The following is an 18084-nucleotide window of genomic DNA, read 5'->3' as shown; positions in this document are numbered from 1 at the left end:
ATTAAAGTATTTAACCTCCTATTTTAATCATACTACGGTTAGTTAAATCTTCAGGATTTACTTTTTTAAAATCTTCAAACTGTCCTCCCATCTTTTTATGCTTATAGAATAAGCATTGTTGTATTACAGGAAGTATATCTTCATTTTTACGCAGAGTTCCCAGTATATCAAATTCTTCTTTTCCAAATAAACAATTTTTCATTTTACCATCTGCTGTTAGCCTCATTCGGTTACATCCTCCACAAAAAGGCTGACTCATGGTAGTAATGAAAGCAAAGGTTCCAACGGCATCCTGAATCATATATTTTTTGGCTGTATCGTTTACCTCATCTTTCAACTTGGCAATAGATTCTTGCTCAGCAATAACCTGCAACATCTGAGGCATGGTGACCACTCTGTCTTTTTCCCACTGATTACCGCTAAAAGGCATAAATTCTATGAACCGAACGTGTAAAGGTAATTTTTTTGTCAGCTCTACAAAGTTAACGATTTCTTTATCGTTAATTCCTTTCATAACGACTACATTGAGCTTAACGTGAAAACCTTCCTCTACGTATAACAAAATATTTTCCCAAACCCGGGATAATACATTCCGCTTTGTCAAAGATTGAAAGACTTGAGGATCGAGACTGTCTATGCTTATGTTTACTGACTTGATGCCTTTATCTTTAAAAAGCTTAAGGTATTTATGTAATAATACCCCATTGGTAGTTAGAGTTATTTCGGCGGGAAGCTGGGATAATTTTTCGACTATTTCCGAAAAATCATGTCTTACCAGAGGTTCCCCTCCGGTAAGACGTATTTTATTTGTATTAAAGTTTGTAAACGTTTTTGCTATCTCATAAATTTCATCTGGCTGCATCAATTCCTTGTGTGGAAGACATTGCATGTTTTCATCGGGCATACAATATAAACACCGGAAATTACAACTGTCTGTAAGAGAAATTCTCAGATAGTCATGTTTTCTATTAAACGAATCAACCAGTTTACTCATATTTGTTGTTCGGATTTTGTTCTCTTTTTCTTCTTGGCTCAGGTAAGTATTTTAATAAAAACAAACCGGCAATAAATAAGAATAAAGAACCTATAAATGTGGCTATTGCAAACCCATGGTTGTCATCCAGTGCATTGTTTAATGCTCCGTACATCATCCAAATCTGAAGGGTAAGTATCAGTATAAGGGTTACTATGATGGCAGACATCAAAATATTGGTTTTATTAGGATGTGCCGTATTTTGGGCTTCTCTAAAATCGCTCATATTGTTATGCTATTTCTTTTTCTGTCACAAAAACTTTACCATCTCTGATCACAACGGATAATTGTGGCAATGGTCTTGGTGGCGGACCTTGTAATACTTCTCCGGTTTCAGGATCAAAAAATCCTTTGTGACACGGACATTCAATTTTTTTCAAATCGTGACGGTAAAGTACCGCACAGGATAAATGTGTACATTTTTGTTCAAAACATCGCCATTTATCTTCTCCTAAATGAATTAATATATAAGGTATTTTATGATTATCATTTATAACAAAAGCTTTCATTTTCCCAATTGGAACTTCCGAGGAATTACAAACAAAATATTCTTCGTTAACTTTATCTTTGGGAAAAAATAAGGATTTAGCAGCAATTGCTCCATTTCCTAAAGCCAAACTTCCTGATAATAAACATAAAAATTTAGCAAATTCTCTCCGGGATACATGGACAGATTCATCTTGTTTAACAGGAAAGTCGGATTTCCATACGGGTGTCTTATTATCTTTCGACATTATTCTTGATTTTAGGTTAGTGAACTTTTAATTCTTTGCTGCCTTTAGGCATCATAATATTAACTTTTGTTTTTACTTCCTGATCTCCGAATATGAATTTATTAACCGGAGTACTATGCGGTCGTTTTTCTTCTATTTCTTCCAGGGTGCCATAAAATAATGCTCCACTCGGACAAACGGTTGCACACATAGGCTTTAATCCTGCACTGGTTCGGTCATAGCACATGTTACATTTCATCATTAATTCGGCTTCTTCTTTTTTATTAGGAACACCGAACGGACAAGCCATTACACAGTTGGAACAGCCTATACAACGAGCCGTATTGGCTGATTGTACAACTCCGAAGGTATCTTTGGTAATTGCATCTGCCGGACATACATTAGCACATACCGGATCATCACAATGCATACAAACCTGTACGGTGGTCTGAATGGTATGCTTTCTGTCTACATAGTGAATATGAATCATACTTTCCTGACCATTGGTTTCACATTCTGCACAAGCCATTTCACAGGAATGACATCCTATGCAACGCTGCATATCTACATAGAAACCCATATTTTTATTATAATCTGTGGTAGTCATAATCTGATTTTATTAATTGTCAAAACTTTGAAAAGCATCTGATAACTGAGAATCCTGAGCTTTTATTCCTGTATCTTCTATTTTACATGCACATACTTTAAATTCGGGTATTTTGGATACCGGATCTAAAGCTCCTATAGTGAGCATGTTGGCGGAATGTTTTCCTCCCCAGTGATATGGAATAAAAATTGTATCTTCCCTAATCGTTTCAACTACATTTGCTGGTAAAGTCAGCTCCCCTCTTCTTGTTGATACTTTTATCAAATTTCCATCGGTAATATTATATTGACGAGCCAGCTTCGGATGAATTTCCATTAACGGTTCCGGATACTGATCTACTAATTTTCCTATTCGTCTTGTTTGACATCCACTTAAATATTGAGAAACGACCCTTCCAGTTGTTAGTATAATCGGATATTCCTCGTCAGTCATCTCTGTAGATAATTTATAAGGCGCAGGATTGAAATGAGCCTTTCCGTCAGGAGTCTTAAATTTCCTATCTTCCCATAATCTTGGTGTTCCCGGATGATCTAATGACGGACATGGCCAGAATACTCCCATGTTTTTTTCAATCTTTTCGTATGTAATGCCATAATAATCTGCAGTTCCTCCTTTGGATGCAACTCTTAACTCATTAAATATTGCTTCATTGTTTTCAAAGCTAAATTTATCTCCGGCTCCCAAACGTCTGGCTAATTCTTTTATAATATCACTGTCTTTTCTGGCTTTCCCTGGTGATGTTATTGCCTGATTAATTCTTACTACTCTTCCTTCTGCCGTAGTTACTGTACCGTCTTCTTCTTCGTGTAATGATCCTGGTAAAACAATATCAGCATGTCGCCCGGTTTCGCTTAAAAAGAAATCTATCGTTACATAAAATTCTAATTTTTCAAGTGCTGCCCGAACATAATTGTTATTAGGAAGTGATACTAAGGGATTAAAGCAAATAGAAAGTAATCCTCTGATTTCTCCTCTGTGTATGGCTTCTATTATTTCCCAGGCACTAAATCCTTTACCTGGCAAATCTTTTTCATCTATTCCCCATACGCTGGAAATATATTTACGATGTTCCGGATTTTCAATATCTCTGTTTCCCGGTAGCTGATCACATTTATGACCATGCTCTCTACCGCCTTGTCCGTTCCCCTGACCGGTAATGGTTGCATATCCGCAGTATGGTTTACCTATTCTTCCGGTAGCCAGTACAAGGTTAATACATCCAACCACATTATCTACTCCTTTTGTATGGTGCTCGATTCCTCGTGCATGAAGTAAAAAGCTGGTTTTTGCTTTTCCCCACATTTCAGCAGCTTTATAAATTTTTTCCGCTGGAACTCCGGTAATATTTTCTGCCCATTCCAAAGTATGATCCTGAACAGAAGCTAATGTATCTTCAAATCCTGACGTATGTTCTTCAATAAATTCTCTGTCAATCCAGTCATTATCAAATAAAACTTTTAGCATTGCTCCATATAAAGCAGAGTCCGTACCCGGACGTAAAGCTAAATGTAAATCAGCTGTTCTAGCTAAAGGAATAATCCTTGGATCTATCACTATAAGCTTGGCTCCATTATCTCTAGCTTCCCAAATAGGGTAGGTTAGTGTAGGAAATGTTTCACTTACATTTGCTCCTGTAACAATTATAACCTCTGCGTGTTTAAGATCGGTCCAGTTATTGGACGCTCTGTCTAAGCCGAATGCTTTTTTATTTCCTCCACCTGCACTTACCATACAAAGTCTCCCGTTATAGTCCAGGTTTTTGGTTTTTAATGCTACTCTGGCAAATTTACCGATCATGTAGCTTTTTTCATTGGTAAGGGATACTCCGGACAACATGGCAAATGAATCGTTTCCATAAGTGCTCTGAATACGTTGAATTTCAGAGACAGTCTTATTCATTGCCTCTTCCCATTCAATAGGTTCAAAACCTACTCCTTCCACTCTTTTCATTGGAGACAGCAACCTGTCCGGATGATTATTTTGAAGGTATCTCTGAACCCCTTTAGGACAAAGTCTTCCTTCGTTAAAAGGAAATTCTTTCCAAGGTTCAAATCCTACTACTTTGTTATCTTTTACTTTTAACTGAATTCCACATTGCATACCACAATAGCAACAGTGTGTTTTCACTAATTTGTCCGGCTCTGATACTCCCTTGAAACCATCTTTAGGTGTATATTGTTTATGAGGCCCAAATTTCTCAATGATTAACTCATCGTTTACGGGTAATTTAGCCATACAATTTTTTTATAATCTATTAATTAATTTAAATGTTATTCTTCTAGTATTATCCAAAAAAACTTCCGGATTCTTCTCTTGCTCTCAGATGCGCTTTTGCTAAAGCTGATCTTTTTCCTTCCGGACTAAAGTCCAAATGATTAGTTCCGTCTTCGAGTGTAAAATCAAATCCTAATTCTTCGGTAATTGTTTTCAGATCGTCTATATGCATTTGAGTTGCAAATTTTTCATGTGTATGAGGACACTCTGCCATACCGTTCTTTATTCCCTCAGTTTTATAAATATTTGCTCCTAATTGTGCTGGTCTCTGGAAAATGTGGAAAAATTTCCCGAAAGGCATCCATACAAGAAATAATATAACGGTAACTGCGTGAGCTACTGACATGAATTGATTGGTTTTCCCTTCAAGATATGTATAGTCAAAGGATATTCCTATCCCTGTTACTGATATAGCTATCAGTAATAATAACGGCAACCAGTCTCCTTCGAACGTTTGAGTAGCAATCAGCCCTCCATTGGTCATTCTTCGTTTCATCATCATAATAGCTCCAATGATTACCAGTACAGAGCACCATACCAAAGCATGAAAGGTTACAAAGGCTATCAGTGAACCTAATTCAAAATCCAGCATTTTGAAACCGAACATATGGGCTTCGTAAGTTGTCAAAGACCCTGATTCTAATGTAAAATGTATCCACCCGAACGTAAGAGGAAAGGTAATACAAAATGCAATCATACATCCGGTAGCTAAAAGAAAATGCCCAATCCAGCGAGTTCTTCCTCTAGGATATATAAATTTCTGAAATAGAATGTTCTGAAATAGTAATCTTACTGATCGTACAGTATATGCAACAAAATGTTTACTAAAGAAAAACTGCCATGAGCGTTTCCAATACATCTTGGTTGGAGGTCTTTGTAACCAGATAGAATATCTGTAAGTTACTCCAAAAACAGCAAATACAGCTCCGAACAGGTAAGCGATTAAAGCGGCATCAAAATTCTGCAAATCTCTGGAACCTACAAATACCAAAATAATGGTAAGAGCAGATACAATGATTGCTTTTATTAAAGCCGGCCTGTTTAAGGTTTGAAATAATTTAAACATAATTTGTACTTTTTTATTTTAGCTAGGTCTTTCAGCTCCTTTTCTTTGGTAGTAATACCAATTTATAAATGTAGCCAGTATTGAAAATACTAAAACACCCCAGAAAAAGCTGTTTGCATTTTTCATACCTGCTTCTTTGGTTGCATGAAGAACAGCACCAATAATTAATGAAAATATGAAAGGTCCGTAAGCCGCTATGGCTGCAGTCCAGCCGATAACTCCTGCGGCATGTACGGGATTATCTTTAAATATTATAGGATATTGGCGGAAGGTCCCTGCATTTCCTATTCCGGAGAAAAAGAATATGGTTAACATCATTGCCAAAAATAATGGAAATTGTTCCATAGATGTTGGAGCAACTGATCCCATAGCAATCATAACTCCTATACAAACGACAAAACCTATTCCTGTAATGGTAGTTAACACTGCTCCTCCAACTTTATCTGCAACAAAACCGAAAGCAACACGACTGGCAGATCCAATTAATGGACCATAGAATGCATACTTAAGTGGATCCGGTGCTCCAGGAAAATCTCCGTACAGTGATTTAATCATTAAAGGAAATGCTGCTGCAAGTCCTGAAAATGTACCGAAAGTCATAAAATAGGTTATAGTACAAAACCAAGTATGTTTTATTTTGAATATTTCCAATTGTTCTTTGAAAGAAGATTTTAGTGGAATACTTTTTAATCCGAACCAACATACAACAGTCATTATAATAAGTATTGGTACATATATTAATGCTGGACTCTGCAGATAAACCTCTTTGGTTACAATTTCATGAGTAACAGAATCCGTAGTTTTTAAAATTTGTGGAGCTCCAACAATTGCTACTCCTAAAAGAGCAGGCGTCAGAAACTGCACCACACTAACCCCAAAGTTTCCAATCCCTGCCTGAATACCTAAAGCGGTACCTTTAAGTCTTGCTGGAAAAAACAGGTTGGTTGATGGCATAAATGAAGAGAAATCTCCTCCTCCAAATCCCATCGTAAATGCTAATACAGCAAACACCCAAAATGGAGTTTGTGGATTCATAACTGCCAAGGCTATACCTACAACAGGAATTAATTTAATAAGAGTTGAAATGGTAACTGTATGGCGGGTACCATAAATAGGAATTAAAAACGTGTGTACAATACGTAAGGTACCTGCTGCTAAACCTGGCAAAGATGCCAGCCAGAAAAGCTCTTTTTCAGTAAAATTAAAGCCTATTCCCGGAAGTTTAGTTACTATTCCACTCATTAAATACCAAACAATAAAAGATAGGGTTAATGAAATAGTGGTTATTGTTAGTGTTCTCCAGGCAATTTTTTTCCCGGTTGATTCCCAAAAATTATTATCTTCAGGTTTCCATTCTTTAAGCCATGTAGCCATATTTGTTATTAGTTTTTAATTATATATTCAGTATTATTTTTTTTCAATGTCTTTGGATATTTCCGGCATTTTATCTCTCATCATTTTCACTATAACTCTATGCATACATATTAGACATATTAATGAAATGACAAAAATAAATATCCATGAACTCGTCCAAAGTCCAGTATAATTTAATAGATAGCCAAAAATAATAGGTCCGACAAATCCTCCGAGTCCTCCTATCAGTCCAACCATTCCTCCCACTACTCCTACTTCATTAGGGAAATATTCAGGAATATGCTTATAAACAGCTGCTTTTCCTATCCCCCATGAAATACCTATCAGAATTACTAGAACCAAATATACCCACATATCAGCTCCAAATTTAATTTCTGTAATTCCCTTAGCTAACAGTTCTTTCTTTTTAACCGGCTGATTTTCTTTCACCACTATTTCCTGCCATGATTTTTTCTCTGGTAGCAAACTTTTCTCTTCTTTTGTCTCTTTCTTATTATTTATCTGATATTCTTTTGTATCAATAGTAATACTATTTTCTGTTACTTTAGTGACAATTCCGTCTTTTGCTGCCAAAACTCCCTGCCCATCCGTATAAATATCCATTTTTGGAAACATAAGCAAAAAGCTAAATACTACTGATGTACCCAATACCCAGTACATCACTTTTCTTGCTCCGTATTTATCTGACAAATAACCTCCGAAAGCTCTTATTACCCCTGAAGGTAAACTGAAAAATGAAGCAAACATTCCTGCCATTACCAATGTTGTGCCATATACATTCATAAAATTAGGAACCAGCCATTGTGAATAGGCTACAAAAAAACCAAAAACTAAAAGGTAGTATAAACCAAATCTCCATACTCTTCCTTTTTTTAGTGGTTGAAGCAACTGAGTAATTGTTTTAGAACTACTGGCTGGTTTTTTATTTTTAGCAAAAATTATAAATAATAAACCAATAATTACTAATACTACAGCATAAGTCACCGGCAACATTTTCCATCCGTTCTGAGGATCGTGCTGTGAAAAATAATTTAGTAAACTGGGTGCAAAAAATGTAGTTAATGCAGCACCTGCATTTCCCATTCCAAATATACCTAATGCTCTTCCCTGCCAGTCTTTAGGATACCATACAGATGTATATCCTATACCAATTGCAAAACTTGTACCCACAATTCCAAATAAAAAGCTCAGTAAAGCAAACATCCAGAAAGATTGAGCCATAGTTAGTAAAAATAAAGGTATTGCGCAGAAAAATAAAAGTCCGGCAAATACATATTTGCCACCAAACTTATCGGTCATAATTCCTACCGGAAGTCTAAGCAATGAACCCGTTAATACGGGTATACCTAATAACCATCCTGTTTGTACAACTGTAAAATCAAAAATTCCTTTGTCTACCAAATAAGTAACTAAAACCCCGTTAAGAGTCCAGCAGGCAAAACATATTGTAAAGGCCAGTGTATTAAGAAATAATATCTTGTGTGACTGAAAAAGACTAGTACTCATAAAAATGTTATTTTGATAATAGTTTTAATTTTCTATTTGATAAAATATACTTTTCATTCCCCCTAGTTTTCCAGTTATAATTTCAAGAGAATTTGCAACCTTCATGCCACTAACGTAATTTTAAATATTTTAACTTATTTTTTAAATCATCAAGATTAGCTTCCAATATATTCTCTTTTATAAGGGCTTTGATTTTGTAATATTTATGATGCAAAGGACATGGGTTTTCGGTTGAACATTCATTCAAACCTAAAATACAAGCCGATACTGATTTTTCCCCATCTATCGCTATCACGATATCGTATATTTTAATATTATTAACTTCTCTTCCCACTGTAAATCCACCATTTTTCCCTTTCATAGAATATAGTAAACCTACCTTCGCCAATTGTTGTAAAATTTTAGCTGTGAAGGCCTCCGGTGATTCTAAAGAATCACTAATCTCTTTTACCTGCCGCAAATTATTTTTATCACTATAAGCACTGAGATAAATCATAATTTTTATTGCATATTCACTGGTTTTTGAGAACATTCTATAGGGTCTTGGATAATTTCATTGCCCAAATATATATATTAAAAAACATAAAAAGACATAAACATCTTAATATCTTTAAATCTTTTGAAATTTAGAATCATTATAAATAATACTTGTTGATTTTCAGAAATATAGAGTTTTTTATCCGAATATGATATTTTTAACCAAATAAAACAACTTCGAATTATAAAATTTATATTAATATCAAATATTAGCAGGAAAAAATAGATATTATTTAGGAAGAATATGACAGTTTACGAAAAAGTTAAAATATGACAACACTAAATTTATATTAAAATTGAAAATATTATAATAGCAATGTTTTAATTTATCTATATTGAATATAGAATTAAACTAAATAATAAGATAAAACAGAGAAGTTTACTAATTTGATTAAATTTAAAGAGATTTTTAATATAAAATAGTTGCTACTATTTTTCGTACTCCTCCCCGATTTCTGAATTCACATAAATAGAGTCCCTGCCAGGTTCCTAAATTTAATTTATGTTTGGTAATTGGTACTGTTACACTTGCCCCTATAATTACACTTTTAGCATGGGCAGGCATATCATCGTCTCCTTCATAAGTATGTATATAGTAAGGTTCATTTTCTTTAATCAAACGGTTAAAAATATTTTCCATGTCTATTCTTACCTCTGGATCTGTATTTTCATTTATGGATAAAGCCGCAGATGTATGTTGTATGAAAAGTGTAAGAATTCCTTTTTCTGGCAAAGGAGATATATTTTGGAGAATTTCCGTTGTAATTAAGTGAAAACCTCTTTCTCTGGCTTTCAAAAAAAATTCAAATTGAGATACCATGAAGTTTAATAATTAACTAACAGCAATCGTTTGAATATATTCTTCATATTTATCAAAAATTATTTTGAACCATTCGGTAAATTTATCCGGTTCCTGATTCATTTCTTGTTTTAATTGATCAAGATCTATCCATTTAACTTCTTCAACTTCTAATGGATTTATTAAAACAGGACCTTCATAATAACCTATAAAAACACGATCAAATTCATGTTCTATTAATCCGCTTCCAACTTCTGCTTTATATATAAAATGAAATTTTTCAGTTAGTTCCGTATCGAAACCCAGTTCTTCCTGTAATCGTCTGTGGGCTGCCTCTATATAGGATTCCTCTTTTCTCGGATGACTGCAACATGTATTGGTCCATTGCAAGGGTGAATGATATTTTATGGCAGCACGCTGCTGTAATAAAAGTTTTTTCTGCGAATTAAAAATGAAGATAGAAAATGCTCTGTGAAGGACTCCTTGAACATGAGCTTCCTGCTTTTCCATTTCTCCGATAACTTCATCCTTTTCATTTACCAGTATTACATACTCTTCTTTTGCCATAAGAACTATCTGTATCTAAATCCATTAGGGTTAATGAAGTTATCTATGTTGTAACCTAAACCAACAATTAATCCATCCCCTCCTTCTTTGTAAATATCTGTAATTCCAAAATTATATCCGAACGTAAAGTTAAGTTTACCAAATTCAGCCTGCAAAAACGGAGTGAAAGAAAGTCCTCCGTTAAATTGCTTGTCTTTGGCAGTACGGTAACTTACACCCACTGCAAAAGCGTTGAATTCATTTTTGTATTTTGCCTTGACATTAAAATCCATAATTCTTTCGGAATTAGTATTTAAAGACATTAAAAATGAAGGTTCAATGTATAACTCATCTGCAACTGTCCAATCGTATCCTACATTAAAGTAGTACCAACTTGGAGAAGGTTCTATTGAATTTACCACCGGTTTATTTTTTCCTAAAGGAATATCAAGTACGGACACTCCTGCAAAAAAACCAGAATAAGCGAAAGACATTCCTAAATTAAGATAGGGCAGAAATACAGATTTATCTCCATATAGGAGTGGATCGTTAGCATTTTCAGGTCGTAATTTTGCATAATCAAAAGATTGTGAAAATAAGCTTACTGATGTACCAAATGAAAACTGACTTTTTGTTCTGTCCTCTTCATCGCCTAAAGGTATATGATATGCTGCCGAAATGTTTGCTCCGGCCAAAGTTATCGGACCGTTTTCATCTCTAAAAAAATAAGCTCCTAAACCAACACGGTCAAATGCATTCATATGCACACTCACCGTTTGTGTATTCGGACTTTCATTAAAATTATTCCACTGCTGATGGTAAGTGGCTTTCATAACTAAATCATCAGTAGCCCCTGTATAAGAGGGATTGATCAATACTTTATCCGATAAAAGATATTGCTGGTCAAAAGGTATACTTTGCTGCCCATAGGTTTGTAAGCATAATAGCAGAAGTACGGGTATGTATATTTTTATGAATTTCATTCGTAATTTTTTAACTTACGGTTTGACTATTAACTGCAAACTTAGCGAAAAAACAAAACATAATAATTATCTTAACTTTTTATTTCAAAATTGTTGTTATTACTTTAGAGTCAGAATTTATCAAAAATCAAACGGGACTAAAAGTATTTGCAATCAACTTTATTTTAAATAAACTAAAAAAAACTTTAAATATTATATATTTTTATAGTTTGCAAAGGCAAAAATAATAATATTTGTCGAATATAATCTTTAATTGTTCAATAAGATATTTTTAAATGCTTCATTAACCTTTTTAGGTTTTTCTAATACCAATATGTGATTGGCCTCTGGAATTGTAAATAAATGTTGCCTATTTTTCTCATAACTTTTTCTAATTTTTTTATACGGAAAAATAGGATCTTTGGTTCCGTGTATCTGAAAAATATTTTTGCATTGAATAGTGGATTTCCAGCTGGATATTGCATTTATAGACCACTTCAGATATTTAGGGTTGGTTTGAGATAAATATTCTTCTATTTTAAGTGTTTCTTTTATTTTTTGGTTTTTAGACTTATAATAAACTGAACGGGCAAAAGCATAAGATAAAAGTCCCTGAGAAGAAAAAAACCTCATGGGAAACCAATAGGCAAAACGCAGGGCTTTTATAATCTTGAAAAGATTGGGAATTTGCTGGTCATTTTTCATACTCGCAATAAGAATTGTTTTTTGAGGATTCAAAAATTTATTCATTTCCTGTACAATCACTCCTCCAAATGAATATCCTACTAATATAAATGGTTCCGATGTATCTATACTTTCTGCCAGTTTCCGGGTATATTCTTCGAGCGTTTCATTCCCTTCCGGTGTAAACCATTCAATATAAACTTTTTCAAATCCTTCCGGAAGAGTTATAAATTTAAAACAATTAGAACTGGCTCCTAAACCTGGAATAAAATAAACTTTCATGCGTTTACGAAGTTATAATGATACTTATAAATTTACAAAAACTCTACCATATTTAAAAGATATTTTAATGTAATCCTTATTTTCGAGTTTTACACTTATATTTGCAAACACATTTAGCTCAAATAATGAAAATAATACATAGAAATCTTATCCAAGGAATTGAAAAAGCTTTAAAAGAAAGTTTTTTTGAACCTAATAAATATGCTGACAAAGTTCTTGAACGTACTTTGAAGTTTAATAAGAAATGGGGTAGTAAAGATCGAGGATTTGTTTCTGAAACTTTCTATGAGATTATCCGCTGGAAAAGAAGACTTGAGTTTTATGCAAACAGAGAAATGACTCCGGATAATATTTATATAATTATAGCTACGCATCTTTTGCTAAATAAAGTGGAATTGCCTGATTTTCCTGAGTTTGAAAAGGTATATATAAAAAAAATCAAAGATCGTTTTAAGCTTCCTTTTCCATCTAAAGCTATTGATTATTCCATTCCAGACTGGATGATGGCAAGAATGCAAAAAGAATTGGGTGAAAACTGGTATAAAGAAATGAGAGCTTTGAATGTTCCTGCACAAACAATTTTGAGAGCTAATACTTTAAAAACAAGTGCTGAAGAACTAAAAAATTTACTGGCTGAAGAAAAAATATCTACTGATTTTATTACGGGATATAAAGATGCCTTAATTCTTGAATATAAGAGAAATGTCTTCAAGAGTCAGGCATTTAAAGATGGCTTATTCGAAGTACAGGATGCTTCTTCTCAGCTTGTGAGCGAGTTTACTGACGTTAAACCGGGAATGAGAGTAATTGATGCCTGTGCAGGAGCAGGAGGAAAATCACTTCATTTAGCTGCTTTAATGCAAAATAAGGGACTTATTATCGCTCTGGATATTCATGAATGGAAACTGCAAACATTAAAACAGAGAGCCAGAAGAAACGGAGCTCATAACATTCAAACAAAAGCTATTGAGGATTCTAAAACTTTTAAAAGACTTGAGCAAACGGCTGACAGGGTTTTAATTGATGCGCCCTGCAGTGGTATGGGGGTCTTAAGAAGAAATCCAGATGCTAAATGGAAATTACAGGAAGACTTCCTTGACAGAATTATAGAAGAGCAAAAAGAAATATTGCTGAATAATTCCAGATTAGTTAAAAAAGAGGGTTTATTGATTTATGCTACCTGCTCTATATTGCCCTCTGAAAATGCTCAGCAGGTGCGATCATTTTTAGAAAATAATACGCAGTTTGAATTAGTGGATGAGAAAATAGTTATGCCATCTAACAGCAGGTTTGATGGTTTTTACATGGCTAAAATGAAAAGAATAAGTTAAATTAATTAATTCCCCAATCTTATTTTTATTTTCTCTATAAGCTGAAGGACTTGTTGGGTAAGATAATTTAAATCTAAATTATTTTCAATCTGGTAATCAGATAATTCAACAAGTTTTTTTTGAGACCATTGGTTATCAAGCCTTTTTCTTACTTCTTCCACTGTAGTTAAATCTCTGGATAATATTCTCTTTATCCGTACTTCTTCAGAGGCTGTTACAACTATTGTAAAATCACAATCTTTGTAAGAACCGCTTTCAAATAATATTGCTGCTTCTCTAATGCAGAAAATATTATTTTTTTGACTGATAAACCAATTTTTAAAATCTTTTTTAACTGCTGCGTGAACATATGAATTTTGCTTAGCTAATATTTCTTTGTCTGAAAATATCCTTTTTGCAATATACTTTGTATTTAAATTATTGTTTTGATATGCATCCGGACCTAATAAATCAATAATATTCTTCTTGAGTGTGAGATCTTCCTGCATCAATTGTTTAGCTCTGATATCTGCTCCATATACCGGATATCCTAATGAATCAAAAATTTTCGCAACGGTTGATTTACCGGCTCCCATCCCTCCTGTAAGACCTATAATTTTCATTTTAATAAATTATCTTAATTAATCAGACGATTGAATATATCATTATGTAATGTGATAAACTACCTCCCAAAACAAAAAGGTGCCAGATAAAATGAGAATAAGGGATTTTTTCAATGGCATAAAAAATTGTACCTAAAGTATATAGGGCTCCTCCAATAGCCAAAAAAAGTAATCCATGAAAAGACATTTCAGATATCACAGTTTTTAAATCAAAAATGACCATCCATCCCATGGCTAAATAAAGAATTAATGATAGCCAATCCACTTTACCTGTCAAAAATATTTTCATAACCACCCCCAAAGCAGCTATTGTCCAAACGATAAAAAACAAAGTCCATCCGGAAGCATGAGATAAGGTTATTAAACATACAGGTGTATAGGTACCTGCAATTAAGAGGTATATACTCATATGATCAAACATACGGGCTTTTTTCTTCAGATTTTCGTTGGCAAAATAATGATATATAGTAGAAGATGAATACAGTACTATTACAGATATACCGTACATCCAGATACTGAACGTGCTGTAAGAAGTAATATTTCTGTTTTTAATTAATAAAAAAATCAAACCTACAATTCCCAAAAGTATTCCTAATGCATGAGAAATAGTATTAAGTATTTCGTGTCTGTCTTTAGTCATTCCAATCATCATACTCGAACATTTAAAAATTTATAACAAAAATACTTATAAAATATATTTGTTTATTTTTTTTTACATTTTTTAACAATTTAATAAAAGCTGACAAATACCATCTTAATCTATATTAATAATTTTTAGAGTTCTGATTAATTTTGCAATTGTAAATCTATTAAATAATGGGTGCAAACGAAAAAAAAGTACTTATTGTATACTCTTCTACTGATGGACAAAGTCGCAAAATATCGAATTTTATAGCTCAAAATTTAACCGTTTCTGCTGATATATTTTCTATTGAAACTGAAATTCCTGAAATAGGCTGCTATGATGGTATTATAATTGGCGCAAGTATCAGGTATGGTGTACATCGAAAGAAAATTATTGATTTTATCAACTTGAATTATCCTAAAATATCAATGAAGTGCAATGCTTTTTTCTCTGTAAGTTTAGTATCCAGAAAAACTGAGAAAAGAACAGTAAGCACTAATCCATATATTCAAAAATTTTTAAGACGTATTTTGTGGAAACCTGATCAAATAGCTTTATTTGCCGGAATGTTGGATTATCCTAGTTATGGACTTCTGGATCGGATCTTGATTCAGCTAATAATGAGAATTACCAAAGGTCCTACCGATTCTAAAACTAAAATTGAATATACGGACTGGTCGCAGGTAAAACAATTTACTTCCGATTTTAATTCACGTTTGCGTTAAAGTTATCATATATAAATACGGAATTGAAAAATATGCCTTATTTTTGCATATTATAATTTATATATTTACCTAAATGGCTAAAGTAAAAATAGGACTTGTACAATCCAGCTGTTCTAACAATGTAGAAACTAACATTGAAAAAGCTATAAACGGAATAAAAAAAGCTGCGTCAGACGGGGCTCAAATTGTTTGTTTACAAGAATTATTCACATCTTTGTATTTTTGCGATGTTGAAGATTATGATAATTTTAAGCTTGCAGAACCGATTCCAGGTCCCACCACTGATCAATTATCTAAAGTGGCATTAGAATGCAATGTTGTGATTGTAGCTTCTTTGTTTGAAAAAAGAGCGGAAGGCTTGTATCATAATACAACGGCAGTTATTGATGCTGATGGTGCATATTTAGGTAAATATAGAAAAATGCATATTCCTGATGATCCTGCTTTTTATGAAAAATTTTATTTTACACCAGGTGATTTAGGCTATAAAGTATTTAAAACTAAATTTGCAAAAATAGGTGTGCTCATTTGTTGGGATCAATGGTATCCGGAAGCTTCCAGAATCACGGCTTTAATGGGTGCGGATGTTTTATTTTATCCTACAGCTATAGGTTGGGCCACTAATCAGGACGAGACTACAAATGTAGAACAATATAATGCATGGCAAACTATACAAAGAGGGCATGCAATTGCTAACGGAGTGCATACTGTTAGTGTAAACCGTGTAGGCTTTGAGCAGGAAGGTGCAATGAAATTCTGGGGAGGTTCTTTTGTTTCTAATCCGTTTGGCAGCATACTATTTCAGGCTTCCCATGATCATGAAGAAGTAAAAGTTATTGAAATTGATACTAAAAAATCTGACAATTACAGAGTGCACTGGCCTTTTTTGAGGGATAGGCGTATTGATTCTTATGCACCTATTACCAAAAGATATTTAGACGAAGAGTAATTAGTTAATTTATATATATTTACATATTGGACGCATTTTCCTTACGAGTACCCTTAGGAGATAATCTTATAAATTTCATTTTTTTAGGAAGCTTATTACTGCTTGTAGCAGCAAGGTTTGTTCTTATTCCTAAAGATGAGTCTATATTTAAATTTAAATCTCTGGTTATTGAAAATGAAAATTTCACGTTGTATGTTACATTGTGTAGCCTCATACATATTGTATTGCTTACTCTTGCATTATTTCCTTTTTTCAATCTTGTAATTCCTTTTTATAATTCTGAAATTTTAAAACTATTAATTTTATTTATTATCATATTCATATATCAAGTAGTTTCTTACACACTAGGTAACGGTTTTTTTCTTATTTTGGGAAAGAACAAAGAGTATCAGGAAAATTACAAAAACAGATACATTTTTTTATTTATTAAGCTGTTGATAGCAATTTTTCTTTGCTTTATCGTATATTATACATCCATACCAAAGGTGTATATACCCTATATAGCTATTGGGATAATATCCGTATCCCTAATAGCAGAATGGATTTGGCTTATGTTCTTCATTAAAAAACAAATAAATCTACCAGGATATTACGAATTTTTGTACCTTTGCACTTTCGAAATATTACCTGCACTATGTATTTTAAAATTAGTGTTTTTAGGAGATAAACCTTAATTAATTATGAAGATAAAATCCGTATTAATCTCTCAAGTTAAACCCGCTGGTGAAAGCTCCCCTTACTTTGATTTGGAAAAAAAACATAAAATCAAAATTGATTTTATGCCTTTTATACATGTTCAGGGGGCTGATGCTAAAGATGTCAGAATTCAGAAAATTGATTTTTCTCAATTTACTGCTGTTATATTTACCAGTAGAAATGCTATAGATCATTTTTTCAGATTAGCAGAAGAAATGCGTTTTGCTGTACCAGACTCGATGAAATATGTCTGTCAGTCTGAAACTATTGCTTTATACCTTCAACGGTATATTGTTTACAGGAAAAGAAAAATATATTTCGGTGAAAAAGAAGCTGAAGATATGATTCCGCTTTTCAAAAAAAATCCAGATGAAAAATATTTACTTCCTACTTCTGATATTTTGAATCAAGATATTCCGGACGCTTTAAATAAAGCCGGTATAAATTGGACCAGAGCCATATTATTCAGCACAGTAAGTAGTGATATAGCTTCAAAGATTTCTAATATCGATGATTATGATGCATTAGTTTTTTTCAGTCCTTCAGGAATTAAATCTTTATTTGATAATTATCCCGATTTTAAACAAAACGAAACAATAATCGGAACTTTTGGTGTTTCTACAAAACAAACTGCTGAAGAGGCAGGGCTTAAAGTTGAGTTTTTTGCTCCAACCAAAGAAAGTCCATCAATGGCAAAAGCATTAGATGATTTTTTAGATTAGATATAAATTATAATATATTTAAGTAAAGCCCGGATTAAATCAATTCGGGCT

20 protein-coding genes are annotated in these 18084 nt (G+C 33.2%); 5 read left to right on the top strand and 15 right to left on the bottom strand.

Features of this window, described 5'->3' with window-relative positions; translation table 11 throughout:
* Positions 1-10: 10 nt before the first annotated feature.
* The 13 genes from moaA to EQ921_RS14265 all read right to left on the bottom strand — a co-directional run bounded on the left by moaA (position 11) and on the right by EQ921_RS14265 (position 12383).
* Positions 11-994, bottom strand: a complete 984-nt coding sequence (moaA, locus tag EQ921_RS14325) for a GTP 3',8-cyclase MoaA (protein ID WP_128332141.1) — start codon at positions 992-994, stop codon at positions 11-13.
* A complete protein-coding gene (locus EQ921_RS14320) occupies positions 987-1259 on the bottom strand; it encodes a DUF6755 family protein (RefSeq protein WP_128152247.1) in 273 nt (90 codons plus the stop codon). The genes moaA and EQ921_RS14320 overlap by 8 nt, the downstream gene beginning before the upstream one ends.
* A gap of 4 nt (positions 1260-1263) precedes the next feature.
* Positions 1264-1767, bottom strand: a complete 504-nt coding sequence (locus EQ921_RS14315; protein WP_128152245.1) for a ubiquinol-cytochrome c reductase iron-sulfur subunit — start codon at positions 1765-1767, stop codon at positions 1264-1266.
* Positions 1768-1783: 16 nt separating this feature from the next.
* Entirely contained in the window at positions 1784-2353 is a 570-nt protein-coding gene (locus tag EQ921_RS14310) for a 4Fe-4S dicluster domain-containing protein (protein ID WP_128152243.1), read from the bottom strand.
* Between the two features lie 12 nt (positions 2354-2365).
* Positions 2366-4588 (bottom strand): molybdopterin oxidoreductase family protein, encoded by a 2223-nt coding sequence (locus EQ921_RS14305; RefSeq protein WP_128152241.1) that lies wholly within the window; start codon positions 4586-4588, stop codon positions 2366-2368.
* 49 nt (positions 4589-4637) lie between these two features.
* Positions 4638-5693, bottom strand: a complete 1056-nt coding sequence (locus EQ921_RS14300; protein ID WP_128152239.1) for an MFS transporter — start codon at positions 5691-5693, stop codon at positions 4638-4640.
* An 18-nt stretch (positions 5694-5711) separates the two neighbouring features.
* Positions 5712-7067: an MFS transporter gene (locus EQ921_RS14295; protein WP_128152237.1), complete on the bottom strand. Its 1356-nt coding sequence runs from the start codon at positions 7065-7067 to the stop codon at positions 5712-5714.
* Between the two features lie 33 nt (positions 7068-7100).
* Positions 7101-8573 carry a nitrate/nitrite transporter gene (locus EQ921_RS14290; RefSeq protein ID WP_128152235.1) on the bottom strand — a complete coding sequence of 491 codons (1473 nt, stop codon included), beginning with the start codon at positions 8571-8573 and terminating at the stop codon, positions 7101-7103.
* Between the two features lie 109 nt (positions 8574-8682).
* Positions 8683-9105, bottom strand: coding sequence for an Rrf2 family transcriptional regulator (locus EQ921_RS14285; protein ID WP_128332140.1), 423 nt, complete (start codon positions 9103-9105; stop codon positions 8683-8685).
* A gap of 414 nt (positions 9106-9519) precedes the next feature.
* On the bottom strand, positions 9520-9930 hold the full coding sequence (locus tag EQ921_RS14280; RefSeq protein ID WP_128332139.1) for a secondary thiamine-phosphate synthase enzyme YjbQ: 411 nt from the start codon (positions 9928-9930) through the stop codon (positions 9520-9522).
* Positions 9931-9942: 12 nt separating this feature from the next.
* Positions 9943-10476, bottom strand: a complete 534-nt coding sequence (gene idi, locus EQ921_RS14275; RefSeq protein ID WP_128332138.1) for an isopentenyl-diphosphate Delta-isomerase — start codon at positions 10474-10476, stop codon at positions 9943-9945.
* Positions 10477-10481: 5 nt separating this feature from the next.
* Positions 10482-11438, bottom strand: coding sequence for a PorP/SprF family type IX secretion system membrane protein (locus EQ921_RS14270; protein ID WP_128152226.1), 957 nt, complete (start codon positions 11436-11438; stop codon positions 10482-10484).
* A gap of 249 nt (positions 11439-11687) precedes the next feature.
* Entirely contained in the window at positions 11688-12383 is a 696-nt protein-coding gene (locus tag EQ921_RS14265) for an alpha/beta fold hydrolase (RefSeq protein ID WP_128152223.1), read from the bottom strand.
* Positions 12384-12508: 125 nt separating this feature from the next.
* Here EQ921_RS14265 and EQ921_RS14260 point away from each other — a divergent pair, with 125 nt between their 5' ends.
* Entirely contained in the window at positions 12509-13714 is a 1206-nt protein-coding gene (locus tag EQ921_RS14260) for an RsmB/NOP family class I SAM-dependent RNA methyltransferase (protein ID WP_128152221.1), read from the top strand.
* A gap of 5 nt (positions 13715-13719) precedes the next feature.
* On the opposite strand, the gene coaE is transcribed toward EQ921_RS14260, so the two are convergent.
* Complete coding sequence (gene coaE, locus EQ921_RS14255; RefSeq protein WP_128332137.1) at positions 13720-14316, bottom strand: dephospho-CoA kinase; 597 nt, start codon at positions 14314-14316, stop codon at positions 13720-13722.
* Between the two features lie 22 nt (positions 14317-14338).
* Positions 14339-14968 carry a hemolysin III family protein gene (locus EQ921_RS14250; RefSeq protein WP_255424507.1) on the bottom strand — a complete coding sequence of 210 codons (630 nt, stop codon included), beginning with the start codon at positions 14966-14968 and terminating at the stop codon, positions 14339-14341.
* Between the two features lie 164 nt (positions 14969-15132).
* On the opposite strand from EQ921_RS14250, the gene hemG reads away from it, so the two are divergent.
* From hemG to EQ921_RS14230, 4 genes are all read left to right on the top strand, one after another.
* Complete coding sequence (hemG, locus tag EQ921_RS14245; RefSeq protein WP_128332136.1) at positions 15133-15666, top strand: menaquinone-dependent protoporphyrinogen IX dehydrogenase; 534 nt, start codon at positions 15133-15135, stop codon at positions 15664-15666.
* Between the two features lie 73 nt (positions 15667-15739).
* Complete coding sequence (locus EQ921_RS14240) at positions 15740-16615, top strand: carbon-nitrogen hydrolase (RefSeq protein WP_128332135.1); 876 nt, start codon at positions 15740-15742, stop codon at positions 16613-16615.
* A gap of 26 nt (positions 16616-16641) precedes the next feature.
* Positions 16642-17289 carry a DUF4271 domain-containing protein gene (locus tag EQ921_RS14235; RefSeq protein ID WP_164875654.1) on the top strand — a complete coding sequence of 216 codons (648 nt, stop codon included), beginning with the start codon at positions 16642-16644 and terminating at the stop codon, positions 17287-17289.
* A 6-nt stretch (positions 17290-17295) separates the two neighbouring features.
* Entirely contained in the window at positions 17296-18033 is a 738-nt protein-coding gene (locus EQ921_RS14230; RefSeq protein WP_128332133.1) for a uroporphyrinogen-III synthase, read from the top strand.
* Positions 18034-18084 lie beyond the last annotated feature (51 nt).

Source organism: Apibacter sp. HY039 (genome assembly GCF_004023655.1).
Lineage (GTDB): Bacteria > Bacteroidota > Bacteroidia > Flavobacteriales > Weeksellaceae > Apibacter > Apibacter raozihei.
This window is presented reverse-complemented; position numbering and strand designations above follow the sequence as displayed.

Bases quoted from the DNA above. Each gene is read 5' to 3' on its own strand.
- EQ921_RS14240 (WP_128332135.1), top strand. From the start codon at position 15,740: ATGGCTAAAGTAAAAATAGGACTTGTACAATCCAGCTGTTCTAACAAT.
- idi (WP_128332138.1), bottom strand. From the start codon at position 10,476: ATGGCAAAAGAAGAGTATGTAATACTGGTAAATGAAAAGGATGAAGTT.
- EQ921_RS14305 (WP_128152241.1), bottom strand. From the start codon at position 4,588: ATGGCTAAATTACCCGTAAACGATGAGTTAATCATTGAGAAATTTGGG.
- coaE (WP_128332137.1), bottom strand. From the start codon at position 14,316: ATGAAAATTATAGGTCTTACAGGAGGGATGGGAGCCGGTAAATCAACC.
- EQ921_RS14315 (WP_128152245.1), bottom strand. From the start codon at position 1,767: ATGTCGAAAGATAATAAGACACCCGTATGGAAATCCGACTTTCCTGTT.
- EQ921_RS14295 (WP_128152237.1), bottom strand. From the start codon at position 7,067: ATGGCTACATGGCTTAAAGAATGGAAACCTGAAGATAATAATTTTTGG.
- hemG (WP_128332136.1), top strand. From the start codon at position 15,133: ATGGGTGCAAACGAAAAAAAAGTACTTATTGTATACTCTTCTACTGAT.
- EQ921_RS14265 (WP_128152223.1), bottom strand. From the start codon at position 12,383: ATGAAAGTTTATTTTATTCCAGGTTTAGGAGCCAGTTCTAATTGTTTT.
- EQ921_RS14285 (WP_128332140.1), bottom strand. From the start codon at position 9,105: ATGTTCTCAAAAACCAGTGAATATGCAATAAAAATTATGATTTATCTC.
- EQ921_RS14250 (WP_255424507.1), bottom strand. From the start codon at position 14,968: ATGATGATTGGAATGACTAAAGACAGACACGAAATACTTAATACTATT.
- EQ921_RS14300 (WP_128152239.1), bottom strand. From the start codon at position 5,693: ATGTTTAAATTATTTCAAACCTTAAACAGGCCGGCTTTAATAAAAGCA.
- EQ921_RS14310 (WP_128152243.1), bottom strand. From the start codon at position 2,353: ATGACTACCACAGATTATAATAAAAATATGGGTTTCTATGTAGATATG.
- EQ921_RS14280 (WP_128332139.1), bottom strand. From the start codon at position 9,930: ATGGTATCTCAATTTGAATTTTTTTTGAAAGCCAGAGAAAGAGGTTTT.
- moaA (WP_128332141.1), bottom strand. From the start codon at position 994: ATGAGTAAACTGGTTGATTCGTTTAATAGAAAACATGACTATCTGAGA.
- EQ921_RS14260 (WP_128152221.1), top strand. From the start codon at position 12,509: ATGAAAATAATACATAGAAATCTTATCCAAGGAATTGAAAAAGCTTTA.
- EQ921_RS14320 (WP_128152247.1), bottom strand. From the start codon at position 1,259: ATGAGCGATTTTAGAGAAGCCCAAAATACGGCACATCCTAATAAAACC.
- EQ921_RS14290 (WP_128152235.1), bottom strand. From the start codon at position 8,573: ATGAGTACTAGTCTTTTTCAGTCACACAAGATATTATTTCTTAATACA.
- EQ921_RS14270 (WP_128152226.1), bottom strand. From the start codon at position 11,438: ATGAAATTCATAAAAATATACATACCCGTACTTCTGCTATTATGCTTA.
- EQ921_RS14230 (WP_128332133.1), top strand. From the start codon at position 17,296: ATGAAGATAAAATCCGTATTAATCTCTCAAGTTAAACCCGCTGGTGAA.